The sequence below is a fragment of the Mixta sp. BE291 genome (genome assembly GCF_031457955.1).
In the GTDB taxonomy this organism is placed as follows: domain Bacteria; phylum Pseudomonadota; class Gammaproteobacteria; order Enterobacterales; family Enterobacteriaceae; genus Mixta.
This window is the reverse complement of record NZ_JAVDXN010000013.1, coordinates 28,751-50,860: the sequence shown is the minus strand read 5'-3', so window position 1 is coordinate 50,860 and position 22,110 is coordinate 28,751. Positions and strand designations below refer to the sequence as shown.

21 protein-coding genes and 4 tRNA genes are annotated in these 22,110 nt (G+C 56.0%); 5 read left to right on the top strand and 20 right to left on the bottom strand.

The annotated features are described in order from the left end of the window. Positions 1 to 52 precede the first annotated feature (52 nt). The 8 genes from corA to lptM all read right to left on the bottom strand — a co-directional run bounded on the left by corA (position 53) and on the right by lptM (position 7,004). Entirely contained in the window at positions 53 to 1,006 is a 954-nt protein-coding gene (gene corA, locus J2X14_RS20095; protein ID WP_352412908.1) for a magnesium/cobalt transporter CorA, read from the bottom strand. Positions 1,007 to 1,150: 144 nt separating this feature from the next. Further along, the gene (gene ysgD, locus J2X14_RS20090) at positions 1,151 to 1,207 is read right to left on the bottom strand and encodes a YsgD/CorL family protein (protein ID WP_350355818.1); all 57 of its coding nucleotides are present in this window, start codon (positions 1,205 to 1,207) and stop codon (positions 1,151 to 1,153) included. Positions 1,208 to 1,386: 179 nt separating this feature from the next. Then, on the bottom strand, positions 1,387 to 3,549 hold the full coding sequence (gene uvrD / locus J2X14_RS20085) for a DNA helicase II (protein ID WP_352412907.1): 2,163 nt from the start codon (positions 3,547 to 3,549) through the stop codon (positions 1,387 to 1,389). Between the two features lie 57 nt (positions 3,550 to 3,606). After that, entirely contained in the window at positions 3,607 to 4,323 is a 717-nt protein-coding gene (yigB, locus tag J2X14_RS20080) for a 5-amino-6-(5-phospho-D-ribitylamino)uracil phosphatase YigB (protein WP_352412906.1), read from the bottom strand. Further along, on the bottom strand, positions 4,323 to 5,231 hold the full coding sequence (gene xerC, locus J2X14_RS20075) for a tyrosine recombinase XerC (RefSeq protein WP_352412905.1): 909 nt from the start codon (positions 5,229 to 5,231) through the stop codon (positions 4,323 to 4,325). Before xerC ends, yigB begins: the two co-directional genes overlap by 1 nt. Next, the gene (locus tag J2X14_RS20070) at positions 5,228 to 5,929 is read right to left on the bottom strand and encodes a DUF484 domain-containing protein (RefSeq protein ID WP_352412904.1); all 702 of its coding nucleotides are present in this window, start codon (positions 5,927 to 5,929) and stop codon (positions 5,228 to 5,230) included. Before J2X14_RS20070 ends, xerC begins: the two co-directional genes overlap by 4 nt. Beyond that, positions 5,926 to 6,750 carry a diaminopimelate epimerase gene (dapF, locus tag J2X14_RS20065; protein ID WP_352412943.1) on the bottom strand — a complete coding sequence of 275 codons (825 nt, stop codon included), beginning with the start codon at positions 6,748 to 6,750 and terminating at the stop codon, positions 5,926 to 5,928. Before dapF ends, J2X14_RS20070 begins: the two co-directional genes overlap by 4 nt. 29 nt (positions 6,751 to 6,779) lie before the next feature. After that, a complete protein-coding gene (gene lptM / locus J2X14_RS20060; protein ID WP_352412903.1) occupies positions 6,780 to 7,004 on the bottom strand; it encodes an LPS translocon maturation chaperone LptM in 225 nt (74 codons plus the stop codon). Between the two features lie 168 nt (positions 7,005 to 7,172). On the opposite strand from lptM, the gene cyaY reads away from it, so the two are divergent. Then, a complete protein-coding gene (cyaY, locus tag J2X14_RS20055; RefSeq protein WP_352412902.1) occupies positions 7,173 to 7,493 on the top strand; it encodes an iron donor protein CyaY in 321 nt (106 codons plus the stop codon). 55 nt (positions 7,494 to 7,548) lie between these two features. Here cyaY and J2X14_RS20050 read toward each other — a convergent pair whose 3' ends face one another. From J2X14_RS20050 to J2X14_RS20035, 4 genes are all read right to left on the bottom strand, one after another. Next, entirely contained in the window at positions 7,549 to 7,971 is a 423-nt protein-coding gene (locus J2X14_RS20050) for a hypothetical protein (RefSeq protein ID WP_352412901.1), read from the bottom strand. A gap of 189 nt (positions 7,972 to 8,160) precedes the next feature. Next, complete coding sequence (locus tag J2X14_RS20045) at positions 8,161 to 8,577, bottom strand: hypothetical protein (RefSeq protein WP_352412900.1); 417 nt, start codon at positions 8,575 to 8,577, stop codon at positions 8,161 to 8,163. Further along, on the bottom strand, positions 8,574 to 9,266 hold the full coding sequence (locus tag J2X14_RS20040; RefSeq protein ID WP_352412899.1) for a hypothetical protein: 693 nt from the start codon (positions 9,264 to 9,266) through the stop codon (positions 8,574 to 8,576). Before J2X14_RS20040 ends, J2X14_RS20045 begins: the two co-directional genes overlap by 4 nt. A gap of 189 nt (positions 9,267 to 9,455) precedes the next feature. Continuing rightward, a complete protein-coding gene (locus J2X14_RS20035; protein WP_352412898.1) occupies positions 9,456 to 12,008 on the bottom strand; it encodes a class I adenylate cyclase in 2,553 nt (850 codons plus the stop codon). Between the two features lie 291 nt (positions 12,009 to 12,299). Here J2X14_RS20035 and hemC point away from each other — a divergent pair, with 291 nt between their 5' ends. The 4 genes from hemC to hemY are packed head-to-tail and all read left to right on the top strand — an operon-like array spanning position 12,300 to position 16,334. Then, positions 12,300 to 13,241, top strand: coding sequence for a hydroxymethylbilane synthase (gene hemC, locus J2X14_RS20030; protein WP_352412897.1), 942 nt, complete (start codon positions 12,300 to 12,302; stop codon positions 13,239 to 13,241). Next, positions 13,238 to 13,984: a uroporphyrinogen-III synthase gene (gene hemD, locus J2X14_RS20025; RefSeq protein ID WP_352412896.1), complete on the top strand. Its 747-nt coding sequence runs from the start codon at positions 13,238 to 13,240 to the stop codon at positions 13,982 to 13,984. Before hemC ends, hemD begins: the two co-directional genes overlap by 4 nt. A 17-nt stretch (positions 13,985 to 14,001) precedes the next feature. Beyond that, entirely contained in the window at positions 14,002 to 15,141 is a 1,140-nt protein-coding gene (hemX, locus tag J2X14_RS20020) for a uroporphyrinogen-III C-methyltransferase (protein WP_352412895.1), read from the top strand. Positions 15,142 to 15,143: 2 nt separating this feature from the next. Beyond that, positions 15,144 to 16,334: a protoheme IX biogenesis protein HemY gene (gene hemY / locus J2X14_RS20015; protein WP_352412894.1), complete on the top strand. Its 1,191-nt coding sequence runs from the start codon at positions 15,144 to 15,146 to the stop codon at positions 16,332 to 16,334. Between the two features lie 736 nt (positions 16,335 to 17,070). On the opposite strand, the gene J2X14_RS20010 is transcribed toward hemY, so the two are convergent. The 8 genes from J2X14_RS20010 to wzxE form a co-directional block, all read right to left on the bottom strand. Further along, positions 17,071 to 17,147, bottom strand: a tRNA-Pro gene (locus J2X14_RS20010). A 33-nt stretch (positions 17,148 to 17,180) separates the two neighbouring features. Further along, positions 17,181 to 17,267, bottom strand: a tRNA-Leu gene (locus tag J2X14_RS20005). 16 nt (positions 17,268 to 17,283) lie between these two features. Continuing rightward, a tRNA-His gene (locus tag J2X14_RS20000) sits at positions 17,284 to 17,359 on the bottom strand. Between the two features lie 59 nt (positions 17,360 to 17,418). Further along, positions 17,419 to 17,495 (bottom strand) — tRNA-Arg (locus J2X14_RS19995). Between the two features lie 178 nt (positions 17,496 to 17,673). Further along, positions 17,674 to 18,414 carry a lipopolysaccharide N-acetylmannosaminouronosyltransferase gene (gene wecG, locus J2X14_RS19990; protein ID WP_352412942.1) on the bottom strand — a complete coding sequence of 247 codons (741 nt, stop codon included), beginning with the start codon at positions 18,412 to 18,414 and terminating at the stop codon, positions 17,674 to 17,676. A gap of 1 nt (position 18,415) precedes the next feature. Then, positions 18,416 to 19,792 carry an ECA oligosaccharide polymerase gene (gene wzyE / locus J2X14_RS19985; protein ID WP_352412893.1) on the bottom strand — a complete coding sequence of 459 codons (1,377 nt, stop codon included), beginning with the start codon at positions 19,790 to 19,792 and terminating at the stop codon, positions 18,416 to 18,418. Further along, a complete protein-coding gene (gene wecF, locus J2X14_RS19980) occupies positions 19,789 to 20,862 on the bottom strand; it encodes a TDP-N-acetylfucosamine:lipid II N-acetylfucosaminyltransferase (protein ID WP_352412892.1) in 1,074 nt (357 codons plus the stop codon). Before wecF ends, wzyE begins: the two co-directional genes overlap by 4 nt. Then, positions 20,859 to 22,109 carry a lipid III flippase WzxE gene (wzxE, locus tag J2X14_RS19975; protein ID WP_352412891.1) on the bottom strand — a complete coding sequence of 417 codons (1,251 nt, stop codon included), beginning with the start codon at positions 22,107 to 22,109 and terminating at the stop codon, positions 20,859 to 20,861. Before wzxE ends, wecF begins: the two co-directional genes overlap by 4 nt. Position 22,110: the final 1 nt, after the last annotated feature.

The window sequence follows — 22,110 nt, the reverse complement described above, 5'->3', positions numbered from 1 at the left end:
GGCAGGAACGCCAGCGCAAACCGGCCGGGACAGGCGCCCCGGCCAGCAAAGGTTACAGCCAGTTTTTACGCTTGAAGTAGAGGTAAGGCGCCAGACCGGCAAGGATCATCAGGCCGATCGCGCCCGGATAACCAAAGCTCCATTTCAGCTCAGGCATAAACTCAAAGTTCATGCCGTAACTTGAGGCCACCAGCGTCGGCGGCAGGAACACCACCGATACTACCGAGAAGATTTTGATAATGCGGTTCTGCTCGATATTGATAAAGCCCATCGCCGCCTGCATCAGGAAGTTTACCTTCTGGAACAGCGATTCGTTATGCGGCAGCAGGGATTCGATATCGCGCAGGATCTCACGCGCCTGCTCCAGCTGATTATTCGGCAGACGCGCCTTACGCACCAGGAAGTTCAGCGCGCGCTGGGTATCCATCAGACAGAGGCGCACTTTCCAGCCGATATCTTCCAGCTCCGCCAGCGTTGACAGCGCCTGGTCGAACTCGTCGCCCTGCTGCCCTTCCATAATCACCCGGCTCAACTTTTCCAGATCGCTGTAGATATTTTCAATCTCATCCGCCAGCTGTTCGATTTTGGTTTCAAACAGATCCAGCAGCAGCTCATAGGCGTTGCCGTCAATCAGCGTCTGGCTGCGGGCGCGCATACGATAGAGACGAAAAGCCGGTAGCTCACGTTCGCGCAGCGTATAGAGACGGCCTTCGCGAATGGTAAACGCGACGGTGGCGTTGCCCGCATGATCTTTGGCATCTTCATAGAAAAAGAAGGAGTGGATATGCAGGCCGTCTTCGTCCTCAAAAAAGCGGGCGGAGGCTTCGATATCTTCCAGTTCGGGACGGGTCGCCAGGCTTTGACCCAATTCATTTTGCACGCGATCGCGTTCTGCTTCTTCAGGTTCGATTAAATCGACCCATACCGAAGAGACCAGATCTTCCGGCGTCTCTTCCAGCTCCATGCGTGCAAGGCGGCTGTGATCCAGTTTAAAAGCGCTCAGCATAGCAGTACTCCCAATCGGTCATTCAGATGGGACAATACGCCAGAACACAGAAACCTGAGTTTCAGTCGGTGATAAACGCTAACTCGTGCGACGGGAAATGCGGTCGCTGACAACCACAAAGGCTATCAGCATAAGAGGATGGCCTTAGGGGTTGTACCTGTTGATAAGGTGGGTGAGCCAGCATCGACTGGGAGTGTCCAAGGCGAAAGTCCTCTTAGGGTGATGATGCGCGCATGTTACGCTGAGACGAAAAAGGCGTCAAGCGAAGCAGGACGCCGCTCATCGCCGCGTCCCGACTTTTCACCGGCGGAGGAAAGCCTTGCCTGGCGCGCATATGGCCAGGCGAAACCCGGTCAGGCAAGGTTACCGAACGGCGACAGCTATACCGCTTCCAGCCGCGCGTAGGCAGCAACCAGCCATTTGATCCCCTGCCCCTGAAACGCCACCTGCAGGCGACTGTGATCGCCACTGCCTTCCAGGTTAATAATCGTGCCTTCGCCAAACTTGGCGTGGCGCACACGCTGACCCAGCGTAAAGCCGCTGTCGTTTTGCGCCACCGGCGTGCCCATGCGCTGATGACTGACCGGGCGGCTGATGCTGGCGCGCAGGCGCACTTCATCCACGCACGCTTCCGGCAGTTCGCCGATAAAGCGCGACGGGCGATGATAAACCTCTTTGCCGTACAGCCGACGCGTTTCCGCATAGGTGAGCGTCAGCTTTTTCATTGCGCGGGTGACGCCAACGTAGGCGAGACGGCGCTCCTCTTCCAGCCTGCCGCCCTCATCAAGCGACATCTGGCTGGGGAACATGCCCTCTTCCATGCCGACAATGAACACCTGGCTGAACTCCAGCCCTTTGGCGGCGTGCATGGTCATCAGCTGGGCGGCGTCCTGCCATTTATCGGCCTGACCTTCGCCCGCCTCCAGCGCCGCGTGCGACAAGAACGCCTGCAACGGCATCAGATCTTCGTCTTCGTCCTGATAGCTGTACTGGCGCGTGGCGTTCACCAGCTCTTCTAAGTTTTCGATACGCGTCTGGCCTTTCTCGCCTTTTTCCTGCTCATACATCAGCCACAGGCCGGAATCTTTAATCACCCGGTCGGTCTGGATATGCAGCGGCAGCTCGGCGGTTTCCTGCGCCAGCGAATCCACCAGCTCGGTAAAACGCTGTAACGCCGCAGCGGCACGTCCGGCCAGCGCTTTTTCCTGTAACAGTTCACGGCTCGCCTGCCACAGCGTTAACTGGCGATCGCGCGATGTCTGGCGCACCACATCCAGCGTACGATCGCCGATGCCGCGCGTCGGCGTATTCACCACGCGCTCAAAGGCGGCGTCATCGTTGCGATTGGCGATCAAACGCAGGTAGGCCAGCGCATCTTTGATCTCCTGACGCTCGAAGAAGCGCATGCCGCCGTAAATGCGATACGGCATGCTGGCCTGCAACAGCGCCTCTTCCAGCACGCGTGACTGGGCGTTGCTGCGATAAAGAATCGCGCAGTCATTAAGCGCACCGCCGTTCTCCTGCCACACTTTGATGCGGTTCACCACAAAACGCGCTTCATCCAGCTCGTTAAAGGCGCAATAAAGGGAGATCGGCTCACCGTCGCTGCCGTCGGTCCACAGCTCTTTCCCCAGACGGCCGTTGTTGTTGGCAATCAGGGCGTTGGCCGCTTTCAGAATGTTATTGGTGGAGCGATAGTTCTGCTCCAGACGGATGGTCTCCGCGCCGCGAAAATCGTTCAGGAAGCGCTGGATGTTTTCCACCTGCGCGCCGCGCCAGCCGTAAATGGACTGGTCGTCATCGCCGACGATCATCACCCGACTGCTGTCGCCAGCCAGCATACGGATCCAGGCGTACTGGATGTTGTTGGTGTCCTGGAACTCATCCACCATGATGTTGGTGAAGCGCTCACGATAATGGTTAAGGATGTGCGGTTTCGTCAGCCACAGCTCATGGGCGCGCAGCAGCAGCTCGGCAAAATCCACCAGGCCTGCACGATCGCATGACTCCTGATAGGCCTGGTAAATTCGCAGCCAGGTTTGCTCCACCGGATTGTTATAGCTTTCAATATGCTGCGGGCGCAGGCCTTCATCTTTTTTGCCGTTGATGTACCACATCGCCTGACGCGCCGGCCACTGCTTCTCATCCAGATTCATTGCCTTAATCAGGCGCTTCAGCAGGCGCAGCTGATCTTCGCTGTCGAGAATTTGAAAATCCTGCGGCAGGCGCGCGTCGAGGTGATGCGCGCGCAATAAACGATGCGCCAGGCCGTGGAAGGTGCCGATCCACATGCCGCCCTGACTGGTGCCGATCAGCTGCTCAATACGATGACGCATCTCCGCCGCGGCTTTATTGGTAAAGGTGACCGCCATAATCGAATAGGGCGAGCAGTTCTCTACGGTAAGCAGCCAGGCGATACGATGCACCAGCACGCGTGTCTTGCCGCTGCCCGCGCCTGCCAGCACCAGCAGGTTATTGCGCGGAGCCGCCACGGCTTCACGCTGTTTATCATTCAGGCTGTCTAGCAGGTCAGAAACGTCCATAAGCACCGTCAGTCAGGAAAAACGATCCAGCAGGTTACTGGATATTTGTACAGAAGATTATATCAGCGCGGTCAGCGATGCCAACTGCGTAATTTCTACATGCGGTAATAGTCGCGCGTCATTAATCTGCATCAGGTTGCCTTCACGCAGATTAATCCAGCATGCCTGCATCCCGCAGCGCACCGCGCCCGCCACGTCGGTGGTTAAATCGTCGCCAACGTGCAGAATATTTTTCGGCGCAAGTTTTAACCGCTGCGCCGCCAGATGATACATATCCTGATAGGGTTTCGCACGCCCGTGCGGGCCGGCACGCAGCACAAACTGAAAATAGCTATCCAGCCCGAACAGGTGCGGCTCGGCGTTGCCGTTGGTGATCGCCACCAGCGGAACCCGCTCTGCCAGCGCCGCCAGCGCAACATGCGTTTCCGGCGGCACGTCCACCTTGCTGCGCCAGTGAGCAAACACCGCCATCACCTTATCAGCGCCTTGCTGCGCCTCGGCGGGCGTCAGGCCGATGTTCAGCATCGCCAGTTCCACAGTGCGCCGCCGCCATTCCGTGACATCATGATAAATATCAGGTTCCTGCGCTAATAATTGATTGCGCAGCTGCTGATAAGCTTCCACTGAAAAATCATGCAGATCGGGATGCGAAGACTGTAAAAAGCGGTGTGATTCTTCCGTGGTTTTAAGGATCACCGGATAGTTATCATACAGCGTGTCATCCAGATCGAAGGTGATCGCTTTGATCGGCTGTAGCCGACGGTAAAAATGCATCAGGATTTTCCTCGTTTGGCGCGTGGATGCGCCTCATCATACACCGACGCCAGGTGCTGAAAGTCGAGATGGGTATAGATTTGCGTGGTGGAGAGGCTGGCGTGACCCAGCAGTTCCTGCACCGCGCGCAGATCGCCGCTGGACTCCAGCATATGCGTGGCAAAAGAGTGGCGCAGCTTATGCGGATGAACGTGACTGCTGACGCCCTGCTTCACGCCCCATTCGGCGAAGCGTTTCTGCACGTTGCGCACTGAGATACGCTTGCCCGCTTTAGAGATAAACAGCGCATCGCTCTGCGGCGCGAAACCGGCACGCAGCAGCAGCCATTTCTCAACCCATTCGATTGCCGTGCGGCCAACCGGCAGACGGCGCTCTTTGCTGCCTTTGCCGGTCACCCAGACCTCGCCCACCTCGCGATCGAGATGGCGCAAATCGATACCCACCAGCTCAGAAAGACGCAGGCCCGCGCCATACATCACTTCCATCATGGCGCGATCGCGCACCGCCAGCGGATCGCTTTGGTCAATGCTCAGCAGCTGGTTAACTTCATCGACATCGATATTTTTCGGCAGATGCCGCGGCGCGCGCGGCGTGGCGATACCTTTGGCGGGATTCGCCTTCAGCACGCCCTGGCTGACTAGCCAGTCCAAAAAACTGCGCAGCGCGGAGAGGCGCAGCGCCAGGCTCGCGGGCTGTAATCCAGCGCGACGCCCTTTTGCCGCCAGCGAACGAACATGCGCCGGTTCCAGCTGCGTCCAGTCAGTGAGGTTCATTTCGCCGACCTGCTCGGTCAGCGCCGCCAGCTGGCGCGCATAGTTTTCATGGGTGAGCGGGCTAAGCTGGCGCTCGACCTGCACATAACGCAGAAACCCCTCAACGGCGGCCTGCAACGCTACGCGCTCACTCATGCGCGCGCTACCCAGCGGTTTAACAGTTCCGGCAGCATCAGCGCCAGATAGTGCAGCAACAGCGTGCCCTGCCCGGTTTGATAATGGTGCATATCGCGGCTGCTGAAGATCAGCACGCCCAGGTCGCCCCGTTCACCAAACAGCGACATCGCCACCGACCCCACCGAACGCGCCTGCGGCAGTAACAGCAGCAGCTCCGGCCCGTTCAGGCTGCCCAGATAATGCTGCTCTTTGCCCAGCAGCTGAATACGCACCGGCTCAAATGCCTGACGCGATAGCGCCAGCTGCGTAAAGCTTGACGGCGCGCCCAGCTGCCAGCGGTCGCTGAACAAACGGACATCGGCACCGGCCAGCCCTAAATCCCGCGCCCAGCGCTGCAGGCGATTGAGCATATCCTGTAAAGAAGGCGCGGAGGCCAGATGACTTTGCAGGCTGAGCAAGCGGTCAAACAGCTGATGGTTGGCCGAGGCCTGCTCCATGAGCTGCGTGATCTCCTCTTCCAGCTGTTGGATATGGTTGCGCTGGCGCGCCATATGCCATTCCACCAGCGATACCGTGCCGCGTACCGGATGCGGCACCGACATCTGCTCAACCTGACGCGCGTTGCGAATAAAAAAGTCTGGATTTTGCCGCAGGTAATCACCTACCGCTTCGTCGTTCAGCATCAGCGCCGGAGCAGTCTCTTCGACATTTTTCATAAGTGAATAAACCCATCATAAACATGCGTGGCCGGTCCGGTCATATAGAGCGGACTCCCCGGCCCTTTCCAGGCGATATGTAGCGTGCCGCCGGGCAGATCGACGCGTACTTTCTCCGCCAGCAATCCCTGTTGGATGCCGCTGGCGACGGCCGCACAGGCGCCGCTGCCGCAGGCCTGGGTTTCTCCCGCGCCGCGCTCGTAAACGCGCAGGCGAATGTGCTCCGGGTTCACCACTTCCATAAAGCCGACGTTTACCCGCTCCGGGAAGCGTTCGTGGCTTTCCAGCAGCGGCCCGAGGGTTTCCACCGCCGCCGTTTTCACGCTGGTGACCTGAATGACGCAGTGTGGATTGCCCATCGAGACCACGCCAAACATCAGCGTCTGTTCCGCGACGCGCAGCAGATAAAGACTTTCCGCTTTATTGGCGCGAAACGGCACCTGCTGCGGCTCAAAATTGGGTTCGCCCATATTTACGCGCACCAGCTCGTCGCTGGTCACGCTCAGTACCATCCGTCCGGTTTGCGTACTGACGCGAATCTCGCTTTTGTTGGTGAGCCCTTTCAGCCGCACAAAACGCGCAAAGCAGCGCGCCCCGTTGCCGCACTGCGCCACTTCGCTGCCGTCAGCGTTAAAAATACGGTAGTGAAAATCGAGATCGGGATCGTACGGCGGCTCGACGATCAACAGCTGATCGAAGCCTACGCCCAGATGACGATCCGCAAGGCGGCGGATCAGCTCCGGCGAGAAATAGACATTTTGCGTGACGGCATCAACGACCATAAAGTCATTGCCAAGACCGTGCATTTTCGAGAACTGCATTTTCTGCTCCGCCGGCTGGGCCATCATAATTACTGCGTCGCTTGCATATCCGCATCCGGGCTGGTCAGGTTAGTGTCCTGTTGGCCATCCGGCTGGGTCGCCGTGGAAGAAGAAGCGGGCTGCTCTGCCGCGGGCTGCGGTGAACTCTGTTTCGGCTTATCCTGCGGCGGAAAATAGAGCGGCCCTTTCAGTCCGCAGCCGGCCAGGCTGGTTAACGCCAGCGCCATTGCCAGCCGACAAATGGTTTTCTTCATGGTATTCCTGCTTATGATTAATGCATATTCCTGGTTGCTTATCATCGCAGCTGACTTCGGAAAAGCAACAGGAAAAGGTGACGTGATGTGCGACATCTCACTCTTATCAGACGATGTTGCAAAGGCGCCTGGCACGTTATACTCGAGCAAAACGTAAAGGAGGCAACGATGCAAGACAGTGAATTTCACCAGTTAGCCGACGACCTGATGTTAGCGCTGGAAGAGCAGCTTGACGCGTACCAGGGCGACAGCGATATCGATTATGAAATCCATTCCGGAATCATGACGCTCACGTTTGAGAACGGCAGCAAGATTATTATCAATAAGCAGGAGCCGCTGCATCAGGTGTGGCTGGCGACCAAAGGCGGCGGCTACCATTTCGATTATCAAAACGGCCGCTGGATCTGTAACCGCAGCGGCGCAGAGTTCTGGCAGCTGCTGTCCGAGGCGTGCAGCACGCAATCGGGCGAGCCGGTTACGCTGCGTTGATTGCCTGCCTGAATTCTGGACGGTTGACATCACAAAGCCCCGGCGGGGCTTTGTTTTAAAAGCTATATTTGGTTAAGCAGATGGTCTGCTGCTCTTTATTTTGCTCTAAAGAAAATTCCGTTTTCCGCTGGCCTTCTCTTTCCCAGTATCCGCCCCCCTCATCGTTAAGGACATAATGATATCCCAAAGCCGTCAGGTAGTTTTCTAATGCCGCCGTTTCTGTTGCGCCATTAAAAACAACCCTGCTCATTTCTGGTGAGGGGCCGTCCATCATTCCAAAGAGAAAGTAATAATCATCCGAAATACGCGGCGCATTTTTGATATCCTCATCAACGAAAGAATAATAAAGCCACCAGTCGCTCTGTTTAAACCCTGGACTCTTGTCTGCTACGCCCATCATTTTACAGTCAGCTAAAATCAGGGCGATAGCCATCACCATCGTTAGCCCTAGCGTGCGCGTTAGCCATTTCATTTTCATTATTTATCTCACTTAGCCCATTACCTGTGCTGCCTGTATCAACCTGACAGACAATCTGGGCATCCTTTTCTGGCTGACAAATGAGCCGGTGGTAACCTGTAGCGTGCAATCGGGCGAGGCGATTTTTTGCGTTAACTGCCAGCCGGAATCTAAGGAGACCCAGACGACAAAACCTCTATAGTGCTTTGTTTACAGTGAGTATTTGGTTAAAGAGATCGTCTTACTCGCGGTGTCGCGCCATATATAAATGTTGGGATTGGGACGACCATCCTTTTCCCAACGTTGACCAATCTCATCATCAGAGACGTGCTGGTATCCCAAAGCCGTCAGATACTTTTCTAATGCCGCCGTTTCCGTTATGCCATTAAAGACAATCCCGCTGATTTCAGCAGAAGGGCCGTCCATCCTGCGGTATTGAAAGTAATAGTCATCCGAAATACGCGGCACATCTTTGATATCTTCATCAACGTAAAAGCGATAAAGCCCCCATTCGCTCTGTTTGAAACCGGAATTCCGCTCCGCTGCATTTATCATCTTTTCATCGATCAAAAAAATGATGACAACAGTAATTACCAGAAGTCCCAGCGCCCACTTAAGCCATTTCATTTTTTCTTAACGTCCCATCCGACGGTGACCTGCGCTCCGGCATCGATACGACGAACGATATCAGAATCAAACTGGGTAAACGGCCTAATCGACATCATAAAATTTGGCAGCCGGCCTTTATAAGGAATATGAGGAACATGTGTATCAGCGGGATCCGGGAATAGCAGCGGATTAAATCCTCGGTTTTTAAAACTGCCCAGCGCGCCATAATAATCCCAACGCCGGAGCGCTGCCTCTTTACTGACGATTTTCAGCCACGGCCAGTAATTTTGCGGACGCACGACTTTATAAAAGCCCAACAGATCGGAAACCAAATCTTCTGCGCTAAAGCCGCTGTCGGTGTACCAGCTAAAAAAAGGCATCGACTGCCAGTTCTCAAACGCAATCGCTGTTTCCATCATCAGCGCCAGCGTAATGCTGTGCCTTTCGGCAAGCGTTCGCCCGCGTTTGATATTCCAGCGCGAACAACGGCCAGTAGTAATTTTTATACGCGTCATCGTTTGCCGATACTTAACCAGGTAATAGGGCTGCCCGCTGGCCTCGCCCCTCTCCATTTGCCCCAGGCAATCTGTTATATCACCGCCGCGTGCGTGCCCTAAATCTATCCAGCCTAAAACCTCTGAATAAACCAGCCCAGACTCATTTTTCCTTGGTGCCCACGGGTCAATCACATCATCACGTTTGCTCATAGCCATCCCTGCACAGTGACAAGAAATTACTGGCGAAAAAACAACCTGCTCGCCATGAGCAACATAAAGCAGTGGCGCAGCCGCGCACTTAAGACCTGTCTCGAAAACGGGGAAAAGAGAGGGCGATGGCTACATATCGGCGGGCAGACGCCAGTAACCCGCGGCCTGAAACGGCGTCAGGCGGCGAACTTAATAAACCTGGAAGCGCTGCGGATAGTCGGTGCTTTCCGGCGGGTTAGCGCACAGCTGGGTCAGCGTCTGGCTACGAAAGGGGATCACCTGAGTGCGATTGTCCAGGCTGACCAGTTGATAAAACTGCGGCAGATTGAAGTTAACGAAGCTGGAGCCGTAGGTAAAACGATCGTGCGAAGAGGAATAGAAGCGGCTGACATCGCGCACCAGCTCTTCCTTACTGCCTTCACAGTGGTGATAGACCTCAATGCGGTTCGCTTCATCCAGAATATAGATATTAAAGCCGCTGTCGTTATTGGTGTCTTCAAAAAAGAACTGAATGATCCCTTCGCTGGCGTAGCCGTTGACCACCGGCGGCAGCTGTACCTGCTCGGTCTCGACTTTAATCGACAGGCCGTGCAGCTTGTTGTTGGAGATCGCGCCGTAAAACTCCACCGCATTTTCCAGCTTCTGTACCGACACGCCCAGGCGTTCAAAGAACAGTCCCCAGGTCTGTCCGGCAACGCGCAGCGCTTTAAATCGGCCCGGATCCTGGCGCGTACTGGAAAGACGCAGCTCAATGCATTCAGAGACCAGCTGCTGCACGCGCGTACGGATCAGGCCGCGCAGATGCTGGCTATAACAGAACACCTCAACCGCATCGGGCGGTGAGGCATCCTGATGCATCTTGCCGAGAATGGTTTTTAACGCCTCCAGCACCGCCTGCTCGCCGCTGAAATGCAGCGTGCGCACTTCATTCCACGAGTTGCGATACAGCAGATCGATACTGCCAATCAGGCACTGCTGCTGCTGACCAAAACTGAATACGTCCAGCTTACGGAAATCGAAATGCACCACCTGATTACGGAACGCGGCGGTCGGGTCATATTCCAGATTGACGATCAGCGCCAGATGGCGAATTTCACAGGGGCTATACAGCGCCTTCGCAGTGGGTGAAGGCAGCCGCAGCGGGAAATGGTGCGAAACGTCCGCCACCAGCTCCTGCAAGCGCGCCAGATCGCAAGTCTCGTTGCCTTTAATATGCAGCCGGGTTCTTTCCGTCAGCAGCCCGTTAAACCACGCCCAGGCCACCAGCTTATTCAGATAGCGGTTATATTCCAGCGGCTGATGGCTGATAATCGAATCCATGTCCGGCGCCTGGTTATAAAGATACCAGCCAGAGCGGTTCGCACGTCCGGCCGGAACGTGGATAAAGGTTAAATGCGTTTCCGAAAGATCGGGCGAAATCTGCGGATTAACCAGCGTCACCTTGCCAGGCAGCGCTTCAAAGGCGGCATACAGCTTACGCGTCAGCACGCCAATATCCTGTGGGCTGGCGCTGACGCTTAAGTTGTTACGGCGGGCAAAACGAATCAGATTGCGATAGCTCTGCATCATCGCATCCAGCAGTTCATTATGCGCTTCCCGCACGCGTTCGATTTTCCAGTCGGCGCGGCTGTCGAGCACCGCAAGACGCGCCTCGTCCCAGCCCCATTCGCTGACCAGCTGCGCCAGTATTTCGCGTCGCCAACCGGAGCGATGAGCGTTGCCGTCCTGCGACAGCTTTTCACACACCTTCAGGTAAAAACAGCGGCGCACCAGATCGAGCCGGGCATGATCGTCGATGCTGATAAGATAGTGCGTGACGCGTTCCAGCATCATGCAATAAGGATCCAGACCGAACGACACTATCTCGCCATCGTGCAGGCGCTGTTTGATATCCATCGCCAGCAGACGCGTCTGGGGATATTCCCACGAGTAGGCTTCCAGCAGCAGGGTTTTCAATACCGCTTTATAGGGCGAATCGATGCTTTTATAGAGCTGCCACAAACTGGCACCGAAATACTCTTCAGCGGAAAGCGTACTTAGCCCGCCCAGATCGAGCCATTCATTCGGCGTTAGCACCCCTTGCGCATAGAGCGACATCACGTAGTCGTCGTAATGCTCCTCTTCTTCGCCCGGCACCATGTTCCACAGAATGCGTTTGCCCGCCATACGCACGGCGGTACGGTAAAACTCATCCAGCAGTAAAATATGCTGCGTTGAACCGCAATCTTCGCCGCCCAGGCTGCCGCTTTCATTATGACGGAAGCGATTTTCGTCAATCAGAAAGAAGCTGACCTCAACACCCATCGCCGCGCACCACTTCTGCAACAGCTGACATTTTTTCTGCAGCGCCAAACGCTCCTCGCCATCCAGCCATGACTGGTGGCACACCCAGATATCCAGGTCAGAGGTGCTGTTTTGCCCAACGGAGGAGGTACTGCCCATAGAATAGAGGCCGGTAATCGGCATCTCTCCTTTAGGCGGTACGGCGACAAGCTGGTTCGATTTACGCTCGATATCCTGCAGATAATGCAGTTGGTTTTCATCAGACGTGTAGAAGCTGATGCCGCAGGGAACGTTACCTTCAAGGTAGCCCGGCATCAGAGGGTGATGATGATGTAATAAGGTTGGCAGCAGACCGTAAACCTGCTGGAAAGCAGGGCCCATAGCAGCCAGTGCGCGATCGACACGCAGTTGGTTGATGGCATCCAGTCTCTGTTTCAGTGTCTCAATGTAGAGGTACAAGACGTCTCGCCTGATTATCCCAGTGCTTATAAATAACCCTGTTTCCCTTGATCCGCCGCTTGGTTAAAAAAGTTTTCGGGCAGATTACTGCTGGAAACGTGATCAATCTAACACCTGGCAGATTGACCGTAAAGAAAGTTGCGCTACTTAACAGTTTAGCACGCTTTATCCCCCGATCGATCTGTCCCGTCCCTTTTACGCTTTCCTTTACTTGTCTAAAAATCGTGGAAACTGACAGCCTTCCTGTATCAATGATAGGATAATCAATGAACGATCAAAACGGTATCAAGCATGTTAGATAAAATTTTAAGAATTGCCACCAGACAAAGTCCGCTGGCGTTATGGCAGGCACAGTATGTTCAGCAGCGCCTGATGGCCTGTCATCCGGGGCTACGCGTGGAGCTGGTGCCGATGGTCACGCGCGGCGACATTATCCTCGATACGCCGCTGGCCAAAGTAGGCGGCAAGGGACTATTCGTCAAAGAGCTTGAGCTGGCGATGCTTGAAGACCGTGCCGATATCGCGGTGCATTCGATGAAGGATGTGCCGGTAGAATTTCCGCAGGGTTTAGGTCTGGTCACCATTTGCGAGCGCGAAGATCCGCTGGACGCGTTTGTCTCCAACCACTACGCCACGCTGGATGCGCTGCCGCAGGGGGCGATTGTCGGCACCTCCAGCCTGCGTCGTCAGTGCCAGCTGGCTGAGCTACGCCCTGACCTGAAAATTCGCTCGCTGCGCGGCAATGTTGGCACGCGGCTGTCAAAACTGGACGCCGGTGAATATGATGCCATTATTCTGGCTGCCGCTGGTCTGAAACGTCTTGGCCTGCAGGATCGCATTCGTTATGCCATTCCCGCCGAAGTCTCTTTACCTGCCGTGGGCCAGGGAGCGGTCGGCATTGAGTGTCGCCTGGATGATGAGCAGACCATTATGCTGCTGGCGGCGTTAAATGATGACGATACCGCAACGCGGGTGAAAGCGGAGCGCGCCATGAATACGCGGCTGGAAGGCGGCTGTCAGGTGCCGATTGGCAGCTACGCGGTGCTGGAAGGCGATGATATCTGGCTACGCGGCCTGGTGGGCGCGCCAGACGGTACGGTAATGATTCGTGGTGAACGCCGCGGTCCGCGCAGTCAGGCAGAGCAGCTGGGCATCTCACTGGCTGACGAGCTGCTGCATAACGGCGCGCGCGACATCCTGCGCGAGGTTTATCAGGGGAATCCTCCGGCATGAGCATCCTTGTCACCCGCCCTTCTCCCTCAGGCGATGAGCTGGTGACGCGCCTGTGCGCGCTGGGTCATACGGCCTGGAGTTTTCCATTAATTGAGTTTTCGCCTGGCCGCGAACTGGCGCAGCTGCCGCAACAGCTGGCCGCGTTGTCGCCAGGCGATCTGGTTTTTGTCCTTTCTCAGCATGTCATGCAGTACGCGCAACCCTGTATGCAGCAGGCAGGTTTAACATGGCCCGCTGCGCTGGACTATTATGCTATAGGTCGCAGTACCGCTTTGGCGTTGCATCGTGCCAGCGGGCTGAACGTTATCTGGCCGCCTGAGCGTGAAACCAGTGAAATGCTGCTGCAATTGTCGACGCTGCGGCGGCTAAAAGGGAAAAAAGCGTTAATACTGCGTGGCAACGGCGGCCGTGAACTGCTTGGCACAACGCTGGCGCAGCGCGGCGCCGATGTTCGCTTTCTGGAGTGCTACCAGCGCTGTGAAAAGTTTTATCACGGCCCCAGCGAAGGCAAACGCTGGCGCGACCGCGGTATTGATACGCTGGTGGTCACCAGCGGCGAAATGCTGCAACAACTTCATCGGCTATTTCCTGCGATCGATCGTGAGGAATGGCTGCTGGGCTGTCGGCTACTGGTCGTCAGCGAACGTTTGGCTACCCTGGCCCTGGAACTTGGCTGGAAGAATATCAAGGTAGCTGATGGTGCTGATAACGACGCGCTGCTGCGCGCGTTACAAACAACTTGAAAATGGGATGTGCCACAATGACGGAACAAAAAGATTCCTCCGCCATGGTTGAAGAGACTACGCCTGCGGTAGAGACCAAAACCCCGCCGGTAAAAAAGCCGGTGCGTAAATCTGGTCAAACCGGCACCGCGCTGGGCGCGCTGGCGATCGTGATTGCGCTGGCGATTGGTGCCGGGCTGTGGGTCAATGCGCGTCATCAGGCGCAGCAACAGGCGCAGGTCAGCCAGACGTTAAGCGAACAGCTCTCCGCGCTGACACAGCAAAGCGAGCGCGAAAAAGCGCAGCTGAAACAACAGCTCAGCACGCAGAGCGACGAACTGCAAAGCGCGCACGCGCAGCAGGCGGCGCTGGGTCATCAGCTGGATGAGCTAAAAGAAAAAGTGGCCACCATTTCAGGCAACGATTCGCGCACCTGGCTGCTGGCACAGGCCGATTATCTGGTGAAACTGGCGGGACGTAAGCTGTGGAGTGATCAGGATGTGACTACCGCAGCCGCGCTGTTAAAAAGCGCCGACGCCAGCCTGGCGGATATGAACGATCCCAGTCTGGTGCCGGTGCGTCGGGCGATCACTCAGGATATCAGCAACCTGTCGGCGGTGAGCCAAGTTGATTACGACGGCATTATTTTAAAGCTGAATCAGCTCTCTAACGGCGTCGATAATCTGCGTCTGGCGGACAACGACAGCGATAGTGCGCCAATGGATGCCGACAGCAATGAGCTAAGCTCTTCGCTGCGCGAATGGCGTCAGAACCTGGTGAAAAGCTGGCACAATTTTATGGATGATTTTATTACCATCCGTCGCCGCGACAATACGGCGCAGCCGCTGCTGGCACCAAATCAGGATGTCTACCTGCGTGAAAACATTCGTTCGCGTCTGCTGATTGCCGCGCAGGCGGTGCCACGCCATCAGGATGAAGTCTATCGACAATCGGTGGATACCGTCTCGACCTGGGTACGCGCCTGGTTTGATACCAGCGATGCCAGCACCAAATCTTTCCTGGCGCAGCTGGATGAGTTGAGTCAGCAGAATGTTTCCATGGAGGTGCCGGAGTCGCTGGAAAGCCAGCCGCTGCTGGACAAACTGATGCAAACGCGGGTGCGTAACCTGCTGGCGCAGCCCGCTGAACCGGCAGCACAGCCGCAGCAGGGAGAGTAACAATGCTAAAAGTCTTTATACTGTTTCTCCTGCTGATTGCGGGCATTGTCATCGGCCCGATGATTGCGGGCCACCAGGGCTATGTGCTGATTCAGACCGATAACTGGAATATTGAAACCAGCGTAACGGGCCTGGCGATCATGCTGATTATTGCGCTGTTGGTGATCCTTGCCGTGGAATGGCTGCTGCGTCGCCTGTTTCGTACCGGAGCCAAAACCCGCGGCTGGTTTATGGGACGCAAGCGTAACCGCGCGCGCCGCCAGACTCACGAAGCGCTGCTCAAGCTGGCGGAAGGTGATTATCGTCAGGTAGAAAAACTGCTGTCACGCAATGCCGATCACGCGGAACAGCCGGTGGTGAATTATCTGTTGGCGGCGGAAGCGGCCCAGCAGCGCGGCGATGAAATGCGTGCGAACCAGCATCTGGAAAGAGCCGCCGAGCTGGCGCATAACGATCCGATTCCGGTGGAAATTACTCGCGTGCGTCTTCAGCTGGCGCGTAATGAAGATCATGCCGCCCGTCATGGCATCGATCGCCTGCTGGACGTGGCGCCGCGTCATCCTGAAGTGCTGCGCCTGGCGGAACAGGCTTATGTGCGCACTGGTGGCTGGAGCGCATTAATCGATATCCTGCCAACCATGGAAAAAACCGGCGTCGCCGACGAAGAGCATATCAAAGCGCTACGTCAGCAGGGCTGGCTTGGCCTGATGAATCAGGCGATGGCGGAACAGGGCAGCGAAGGCCTGAAACGCTGGTGGCAGAGCCTGAGCCGCAAAACGCGTCACGAAACGGCGCTGCAGGTGGCGATGGCGGATCACTTAATCGCCTGCGACGATCATGATACCGCGCAACAGATCGTGCTGGATGGTCTGAAACGTCACTATGATGAGCGCCTGATCCTGTTAATGCCGCGTTTGAAAACCGGTAACCCGGAACAGCTGGAAAAAGCGCTGCGTCAGCAGATCAAACAGCATGGCGCGACGCCGTTGTTGTACAGCACGCTGGGACAGCTGTTGATGAAGCACGGTGAATGGCAGCAGGCAAGCGAGGCGTTCCGTGAAGCGCTGAAACAGCGTCCGGATGGGTTTGATTACGCCTGGCTGGCCGATACGCTGGATAAGCTGCATCATCCGGAAGAGGCAGCGCAAATGCGTCGTGAAGGGTTATTGCTCACGTTAAAAAACAACCGCTAACCACAGCGCTGATGACAAGCCGGGCTAACCACCCGGCTTTTTTTATGGGCGCGTTCCGGGCGTCACCCAACGCAATGCGAATAATCCCCCGGCCGTGCCGACGCAGCCCACCTGATTTTTTGTAGGCAGATCGTTTATTAACAGATAAAAAAACGCCTGCCTAAAACAGGCAGGCGTAAAGATCAGGTCGGTAAGACAACCGGATTGGTACCCGACTCAACGTAGTGCCCTGAGACCCAATAAGGCGAACGATATTGGCTGGCTGGACAACGGGTACCCTAATTTGGCTCTGCATCATTCCTGAGTTTATGAGGCCGAAGCGAACATAAGAGGTGGAATGAGCATCTACCCCCAGAGTATTGCACAAGATGTGCCAGGCTGCGCTTGTCTTTCCCATTATTTTCTATCTGCTTGAATGAAAAGCCCTCTTTATGCTCGCAGCGACATCACGCTTTGCTGTTGTCATTAACTGGCGACAAACCGGCTCCAGCTTGTCGCCACCTTGCGACAACCCAAAGCCATCAGGCGTAATCTGATAATAATCAATTAATTATATGTCGCCAGCCAGAGACACAAGGCGCAAAAAAGCGACGCCGCTGTACAAAGGGCAAGATTAGGGTTTGGCATTGATTTTGATAAGGCAGATACAAACAGAAAGGATGATAAAAAATACATCAAACAGGAGCAGGAGCAGAATAGCAGATACAAAAAAACCTGCATAAGCAGGTTAATAAGATGGTCGGCGAGAGAGGATTCGAACCTCCGACCCACTGGTCCCAAACCAGTTGCGCTACCAAGCTGCGCTACTCGCCGACGTATACTCTTATCTTACTTCTTTCTTTTGCCTGGTGCGAAGAGAGGGACTTGAACCCTCACGTCCGTTAAGACACTAACACCTGAAGCTAGCGCGTCTACCAATTCCGCCACCTTCGCATGTTCCAGCAAAAGTTGGGGTGGCTAATGGGACTCGAACCCACGACAACTGGAATCACAATCCAGGGCTCTACCAACTGAGCTATAGCCACCATTACTTCTTACTACTAACGCGGTAAATGTTACCACCGCAGCTCTTGCGCCCGATTAATGGCGCGCCCGACAGGATTCGAACCTGAGACCTCTGCCTCCGGAGGGCAGCGCTCTATCCAGCTGAGCTACGGGCGCGTAGCGCCGTTGCGGATGGGGATACTACGGATTTGCACCTAACCTGTCCAGTGCTTTTTTAATAAAAAAACGCGTTTGATTACGCTTTGTGCATTCCGTCTAAACAAACGCCACTTCCGGACGGCAAGCGGATAAAAATCCACCATTTAGCCCTTTACCGCCCGGAAATGGCCGTTATTTACAGCTGACCGCGATAATAATAGCCGAGAAATTTTATCAGCCGCAGCTGACGGCGCAGACGGCTGGGCTGGCTTAGCAGACGATAAAGCCACTCCAGCCCCAAACGCTGCCAGATAACCGGCGCGCGCTTAACGTGTCCGGTGAACACATCATAGGTGCCGCCCACGCCCATATAGAGCGCCTGCGGCCAAACTTCGCGGCACGCCTGCATCAGCAGCTCCTGCTTTGGCGACCCCATCGCGACCGTGACAATCTGCGCCCCGCTCTGCGCAACACGCGCAAACAGCGTTGCGCTGTCGTCGGCGTTGAAATAGCCGTGCTGCGTACCAACAATATTCACCTGCCACTGCTGACGCAGTTTCGCTACCGTCTCTTCCATCACCTGCGGCTTACCGCCAATCAGGAACACCGGAATCCCCTGCTGCCCGGCGCGCGCCATTAACGCTTCCCATAGATCGGCACCGGCGATGCGCGTCACCTGCGCCTGCGGATACTTTTTACGAATCGCGCGCACGATGCTGATGCCGTCAGGGTATTTGATCTCCGCCGCATCAATAAGCTGATGCAGCGCCGCATTCTCCTCATAGGCCAGCACTTTTTCCGCATTAATCGCCACCAGCGTGCCGCTGCGTGCCTTGCCTTGCGGGCAGAGATAGTCCAGACATTCAGCCATGCCAGAAAAGCCGTGCAGCCTGATGCCACGAATCTGATAGGGAGGTGCCTTCGGCGTGACATCCATTTTAATATTCCTCACATCTTTCCGGCGTCGCGGGGGGCGCTTTAGCCAGCACGGCAGCGCGGCGACGCGGGCGAATCAAACCGGCGCTGTCGAGCAGCCAGAACAGTAACTTGGCGATCATCACGCAGGCGGCAAAAATCAAACAGAAGAACACCACCCGACTGACAAAGGCATCCAGACCTTCACGCGCCAGCACAATGATGTTAAACACCGCGCCAAAGCAGAAGCTCTGCAAAATAGCGGACTTATAACGATTTGAGTGCTGCTTACCGCGTTCATAAAGCCAGTCGAACCATTTGATAATCAGGCCGACCGCAACCGCACCAACCGGAATAAAGGCCGCGCCGCCCATTACTACCAACGATCCCAGTAACGTCGGGGAGATCGCCAGCCCCGAATGGTTGTTCAGCACTTCCCAGGTAAAATAGTTTGCGCTATTCAGCACCAGCGAAGGTCGGTTCGGCCACAGCCAGCTGGGTATAAACACGTAAAAATCACGCGCAATCGGCGCCAGCCCCTGAAAATGGATGTTGTCGTAGTTTTGCAGCAGCAGCGCCAGGTTCTCCCAAGGCGAAAAGGTATCGCGCGTGAGATAAAGAAAGGTGTACAGCGCTTCTGCGCCACTGACGTCGAGGTTATAGCGTCGCAGCGCCAGCCAGAACATCCCCACAATGCCGAACGCCCCGGCGGCGAACAGCATCCACAGCGTGATCCAGCCGCGAATAATGCCGATAAACAGAAACAGGGCAAAAGCGATAATAATATTGGCGCGCGTGCCGCCAACAATGGCGTAGGTCAGCAGGCCAAAGGCGACGGTGCTGGCGAGAAAGCATAGCCAGGCGCGTTTTCCCGGCTTCAGGAAGTAAACCACCAGCATTGCCGGAATAAAGAAATAGAAGAAGCGTTTGAGCGCTACGCCTGAAACTTCGCTGGAAAATATCTCGCTGTAGGCATGCAGGCGAAACAGCAGGAAACCGTTACGCATAAAGAATATCGCCACGGTCACCAGCGCCAGCAGCGCTAACATGCCCCAAATCAGATGCGCTTCCACCCGGTTGACGTTAAACAGGTCGCGCCCGCTCTCCGCCCGGCGCGCCCGCAGGCGTGTTTTGTAGCTGACATAGTAGATCGCATAAAAGCTGCTGGCCGCCAGCAGCGCCTGCAACAGAAATGCGGGCGGCACCACGGCGACATCAAACCGGAACACCAGCAGGCAGGTCAAAGGGAAGCCGAAATAGAAGGTCAGCAAAAACAGCAGCGAGAAAAAGACGTTGAAGTTAAAGCGCACCCGACGGAACTCACGCCACGTCAGGGTCAGAATAAAGCCCAGCGAAACCAGCCAGACCAGCAACAGGCCACCAAACTGCGCGAGACTCATTGCGCTTCTCCTTCTGCCAGCGTGAGCGCCTGCTGCCAGCCGATAATAAAGGCCGGATCAAAAAAGGCGATCGCGCTTTTATCGATGCCGGAGAGTTGCTGACGCGCCTGAGCGACAAGCTCCATACTCAGCGCATCGTTATCAAACAGCACGGGAAGCTGTTGCTCCACCATATCCTGCCAGAACGGGTTTTTGCGGTTTAACACCACCGGCACATTGGCCTGCATCAGCAGACAAAGCGTGCCGATGCCCTGCTGACGTTCAAAAACGAAATAGCCTAAATCACAGTCGGCGATCAGTTGCAGATAGTCGTCAAACGCCATCTTATCGGTGAGCAGCGCGACCTGGCCCGCGGGAAAAAGCAGGTTTGCCGCCGCGCTGACCTGGCTGATATAAGCCTGATTATTTGGCGGGTAACCGAGCGGCACCACCACCCTGACCTGCTCGCCAAACTGCTGGCGGATGGCGTGCAACGCCGGAATATGGCGGTTGCTGGGATCGCCGGAGTTGCCTAACAGCAGCGTAAAGGTTTTATCCTGCCGCTGACGCGCGGGCATCATCTGATGCATACGCGTGGGGAAATAGAGCAGCGAAGCCGGAACATGCCGGTGACGCTGCTGATAGTGGCTGATATCGCCGCGCGTCGCGAAAAGGCGCGCTACCCGCCCCTGCGCCAGACGCCGCAGCTGATAAAACAGACGGAACTTCAGGCTGCGCGACTCTTCATAGAGATCCGCGCCCCAGGCATGCCAGTAAACCTGATGGCGCCGCAGGCCGCCGTTCAGCAACGCCAGCCACAGCCAGGGATTAAACTGCCCGTGCAGGAAAAAGCGCATTTGCCGATCGCGCGCGCGTTGTAACACCGCCTGCGCCAGCGCTTTTTTGCTGGCAAAAATCTCTACCTGCAATGCGGGCCAGGCGGCGGCCAGCGCCCGATCCTGGCTCACCACCATAAAGGTACGCGGCGTCAGGCAAGGCTGCGCCTCATGCATCACATCATTAAAAAAGCGCAGGATAGTCTGGTTATGATGCGGAATATCCGAACCCAGTACATGGATCAATTTCGTCATACTCTTCGGCGATAAATCAAAAAAGCGCATAAACAGAGCGCAAAATAAACAATATAGGTAGCCATATAGGCCTGCGCGGCGCCAACTGCGCCATAAGGCGGAATCAACCAGCGCGAAAAAGCTGTCAGCAAAAGAAACTGGCTAATCTCGGCGGCAATATAAAAACGCAGCGACGCTTTCGCAATCACCAAATAGCCGAAAACGTAGGCCCCGACCTTCAGCACATCGCCCACCAGCTGCCAGATAAACAGATCGCGCATGCCGACAAACGCACTGGAAAACAGCAGCCAGATCGCCACATCGCGCAGCAGCCAGACGCAAACGCCCACGGCGGCTACCGCAGGCAGCACAAAGCGCAGCGTACGAAAGATTTCCCGTGAGATTTCCGCTTTGCTGTTCAGGCGCGAAAGGGTCGGCAGCAGCCAGACGCTAAAGGTCGCGGTAATAAACTGTAGCCAGGCGTCGGAAATAGTGGTGACGCCCTGCCACAGCCCGACCTCTTGCCAGCTATAGCGCGCCGCCAGCAGGTTACGCATCATCATCCAGGCGATGGGCAGCGTGGCGGAAGTGATCAGCGCCATCAGCGTGAACTTAGCCAGCTGACGGGCCAGATCGCTTTGCCAGCGCGGTACCAGCGCCCGCAGCGGCAGGTGATCGCGTTTTACCAACAGCAGCAGCGCCGGGATCGCGATCAGCGCGGGCACCAGCGCCAGCCCGACCAGCGCGCCGCGATAGCCGCCCAGCCAGTAGCAGATAACATACCCGATCACGCCGATAACGCTGCCCGCCATCAATGAGAGCGCATTGCCCATCGCATCGCGAAAGCCTTTCATAATCGCCAGCGCCAGATTGGCCCAGGCGATGCCCATTTGCAGGAAAGCCACAATGCGAATCACCTGCTGATAGCGCTCGTGACCAAACAGCAGCTGGCTAATGGGCGCGGCAGCCAGCAAAAACACCACCGCTAACAACGTGGAAAAACCCAGCACCATGCTGGAGGCAGTGCCGGTGACGGCAGCCAGCTGCGACGGCTGCTGCTGGTACTGCGCGACATATTTGGTGACGCCGTTAAAGATACCGGCTCCCGCCAGCACGCCCAGCACGGTAATCAGCTGACGGAAGTTACCCGCCTGGCCAACCCCTTCCGGCCCAAAGCTCACCGCCAGCAGCTTTACCACCAGCAAACCGGCAGCAATTTTTACCAGCGTGGACGCCGCCGTCCACACCGAGGCTTTTGCTAATGACATA

Bases quoted from the DNA above. Each gene is read 5' to 3' on its own strand.
- hemY (WP_352412894.1), top strand. From the start codon at position 15,144: ATGCTAAAAGTCTTTATACTGTTTCTCCTGCTGATTGCGGGCATTGTC.
- dapF (WP_352412943.1), bottom strand. From the start codon at position 6,750: ATGCAGTTCTCGAAAATGCACGGTCTTGGCAATGACTTTATGGTCGTT.
- yigB (WP_352412906.1), bottom strand. From the start codon at position 4,323: ATGCATTTTTACCGTCGGCTACAGCCGATCAAAGCGATCACCTTCGAT.
- cyaY (WP_352412902.1), top strand. From the start codon at position 7,173: ATGCAAGACAGTGAATTTCACCAGTTAGCCGACGACCTGATGTTAGCG.
- corA (WP_352412908.1), bottom strand. From the start codon at position 1,006: ATGCTGAGCGCTTTTAAACTGGATCACAGCCGCCTTGCACGCATGGAG.
- J2X14_RS20040 (WP_352412899.1), bottom strand. From the start codon at position 9,266: ATGAGCAAACGTGATGATGTGATTGACCCGTGGGCACCAAGGAAAAAT.
- J2X14_RS20045 (WP_352412900.1), bottom strand. From the start codon at position 8,577: ATGAAATGGCTTAAGTGGGCGCTGGGACTTCTGGTAATTACTGTTGTC.
- hemD (WP_352412896.1), top strand. From the start codon at position 13,238: ATGAGCATCCTTGTCACCCGCCCTTCTCCCTCAGGCGATGAGCTGGTG.
- hemX (WP_352412895.1), top strand. From the start codon at position 14,002: ATGACGGAACAAAAAGATTCCTCCGCCATGGTTGAAGAGACTACGCCT.
- xerC (WP_352412905.1), bottom strand. From the start codon at position 5,231: ATGAGTGAGCGCGTAGCGTTGCAGGCCGCCGTTGAGGGGTTTCTGCGT.
- wecG (WP_352412942.1), bottom strand. From the start codon at position 18,414: ATGGATGTCACGCCGAAGGCACCTCCCTATCAGATTCGTGGCATCAGG.
- lptM (WP_352412903.1), bottom strand. From the start codon at position 7,004: ATGAAGAAAACCATTTGTCGGCTGGCAATGGCGCTGGCGTTAACCAGC.
- uvrD (WP_352412907.1), bottom strand. From the start codon at position 3,549: ATGGACGTTTCTGACCTGCTAGACAGCCTGAATGATAAACAGCGTGAA.
- wecF (WP_352412892.1), bottom strand. From the start codon at position 20,862: ATGACGAAATTGATCCATGTACTGGGTTCGGATATTCCGCATCATAAC.
- J2X14_RS20070 (WP_352412904.1), bottom strand. From the start codon at position 5,929: ATGAAAAATGTCGAAGAGACTGCTCCGGCGCTGATGCTGAACGACGAA.
- hemC (WP_352412897.1), top strand. From the start codon at position 12,300: ATGTTAGATAAAATTTTAAGAATTGCCACCAGACAAAGTCCGCTGGCG.
- wzyE (WP_352412893.1), bottom strand. From the start codon at position 19,792: ATGAGTCTCGCGCAGTTTGGTGGCCTGTTGCTGGTCTGGCTGGTTTCG.
- J2X14_RS20050 (WP_352412901.1), bottom strand. From the start codon at position 7,971: ATGAAAATGAAATGGCTAACGCGCACGCTAGGGCTAACGATGGTGATG.
- wzxE (WP_352412891.1), bottom strand. From the start codon at position 22,109: ATGTCATTAGCAAAAGCCTCGGTGTGGACGGCGGCGTCCACGCTGGTA.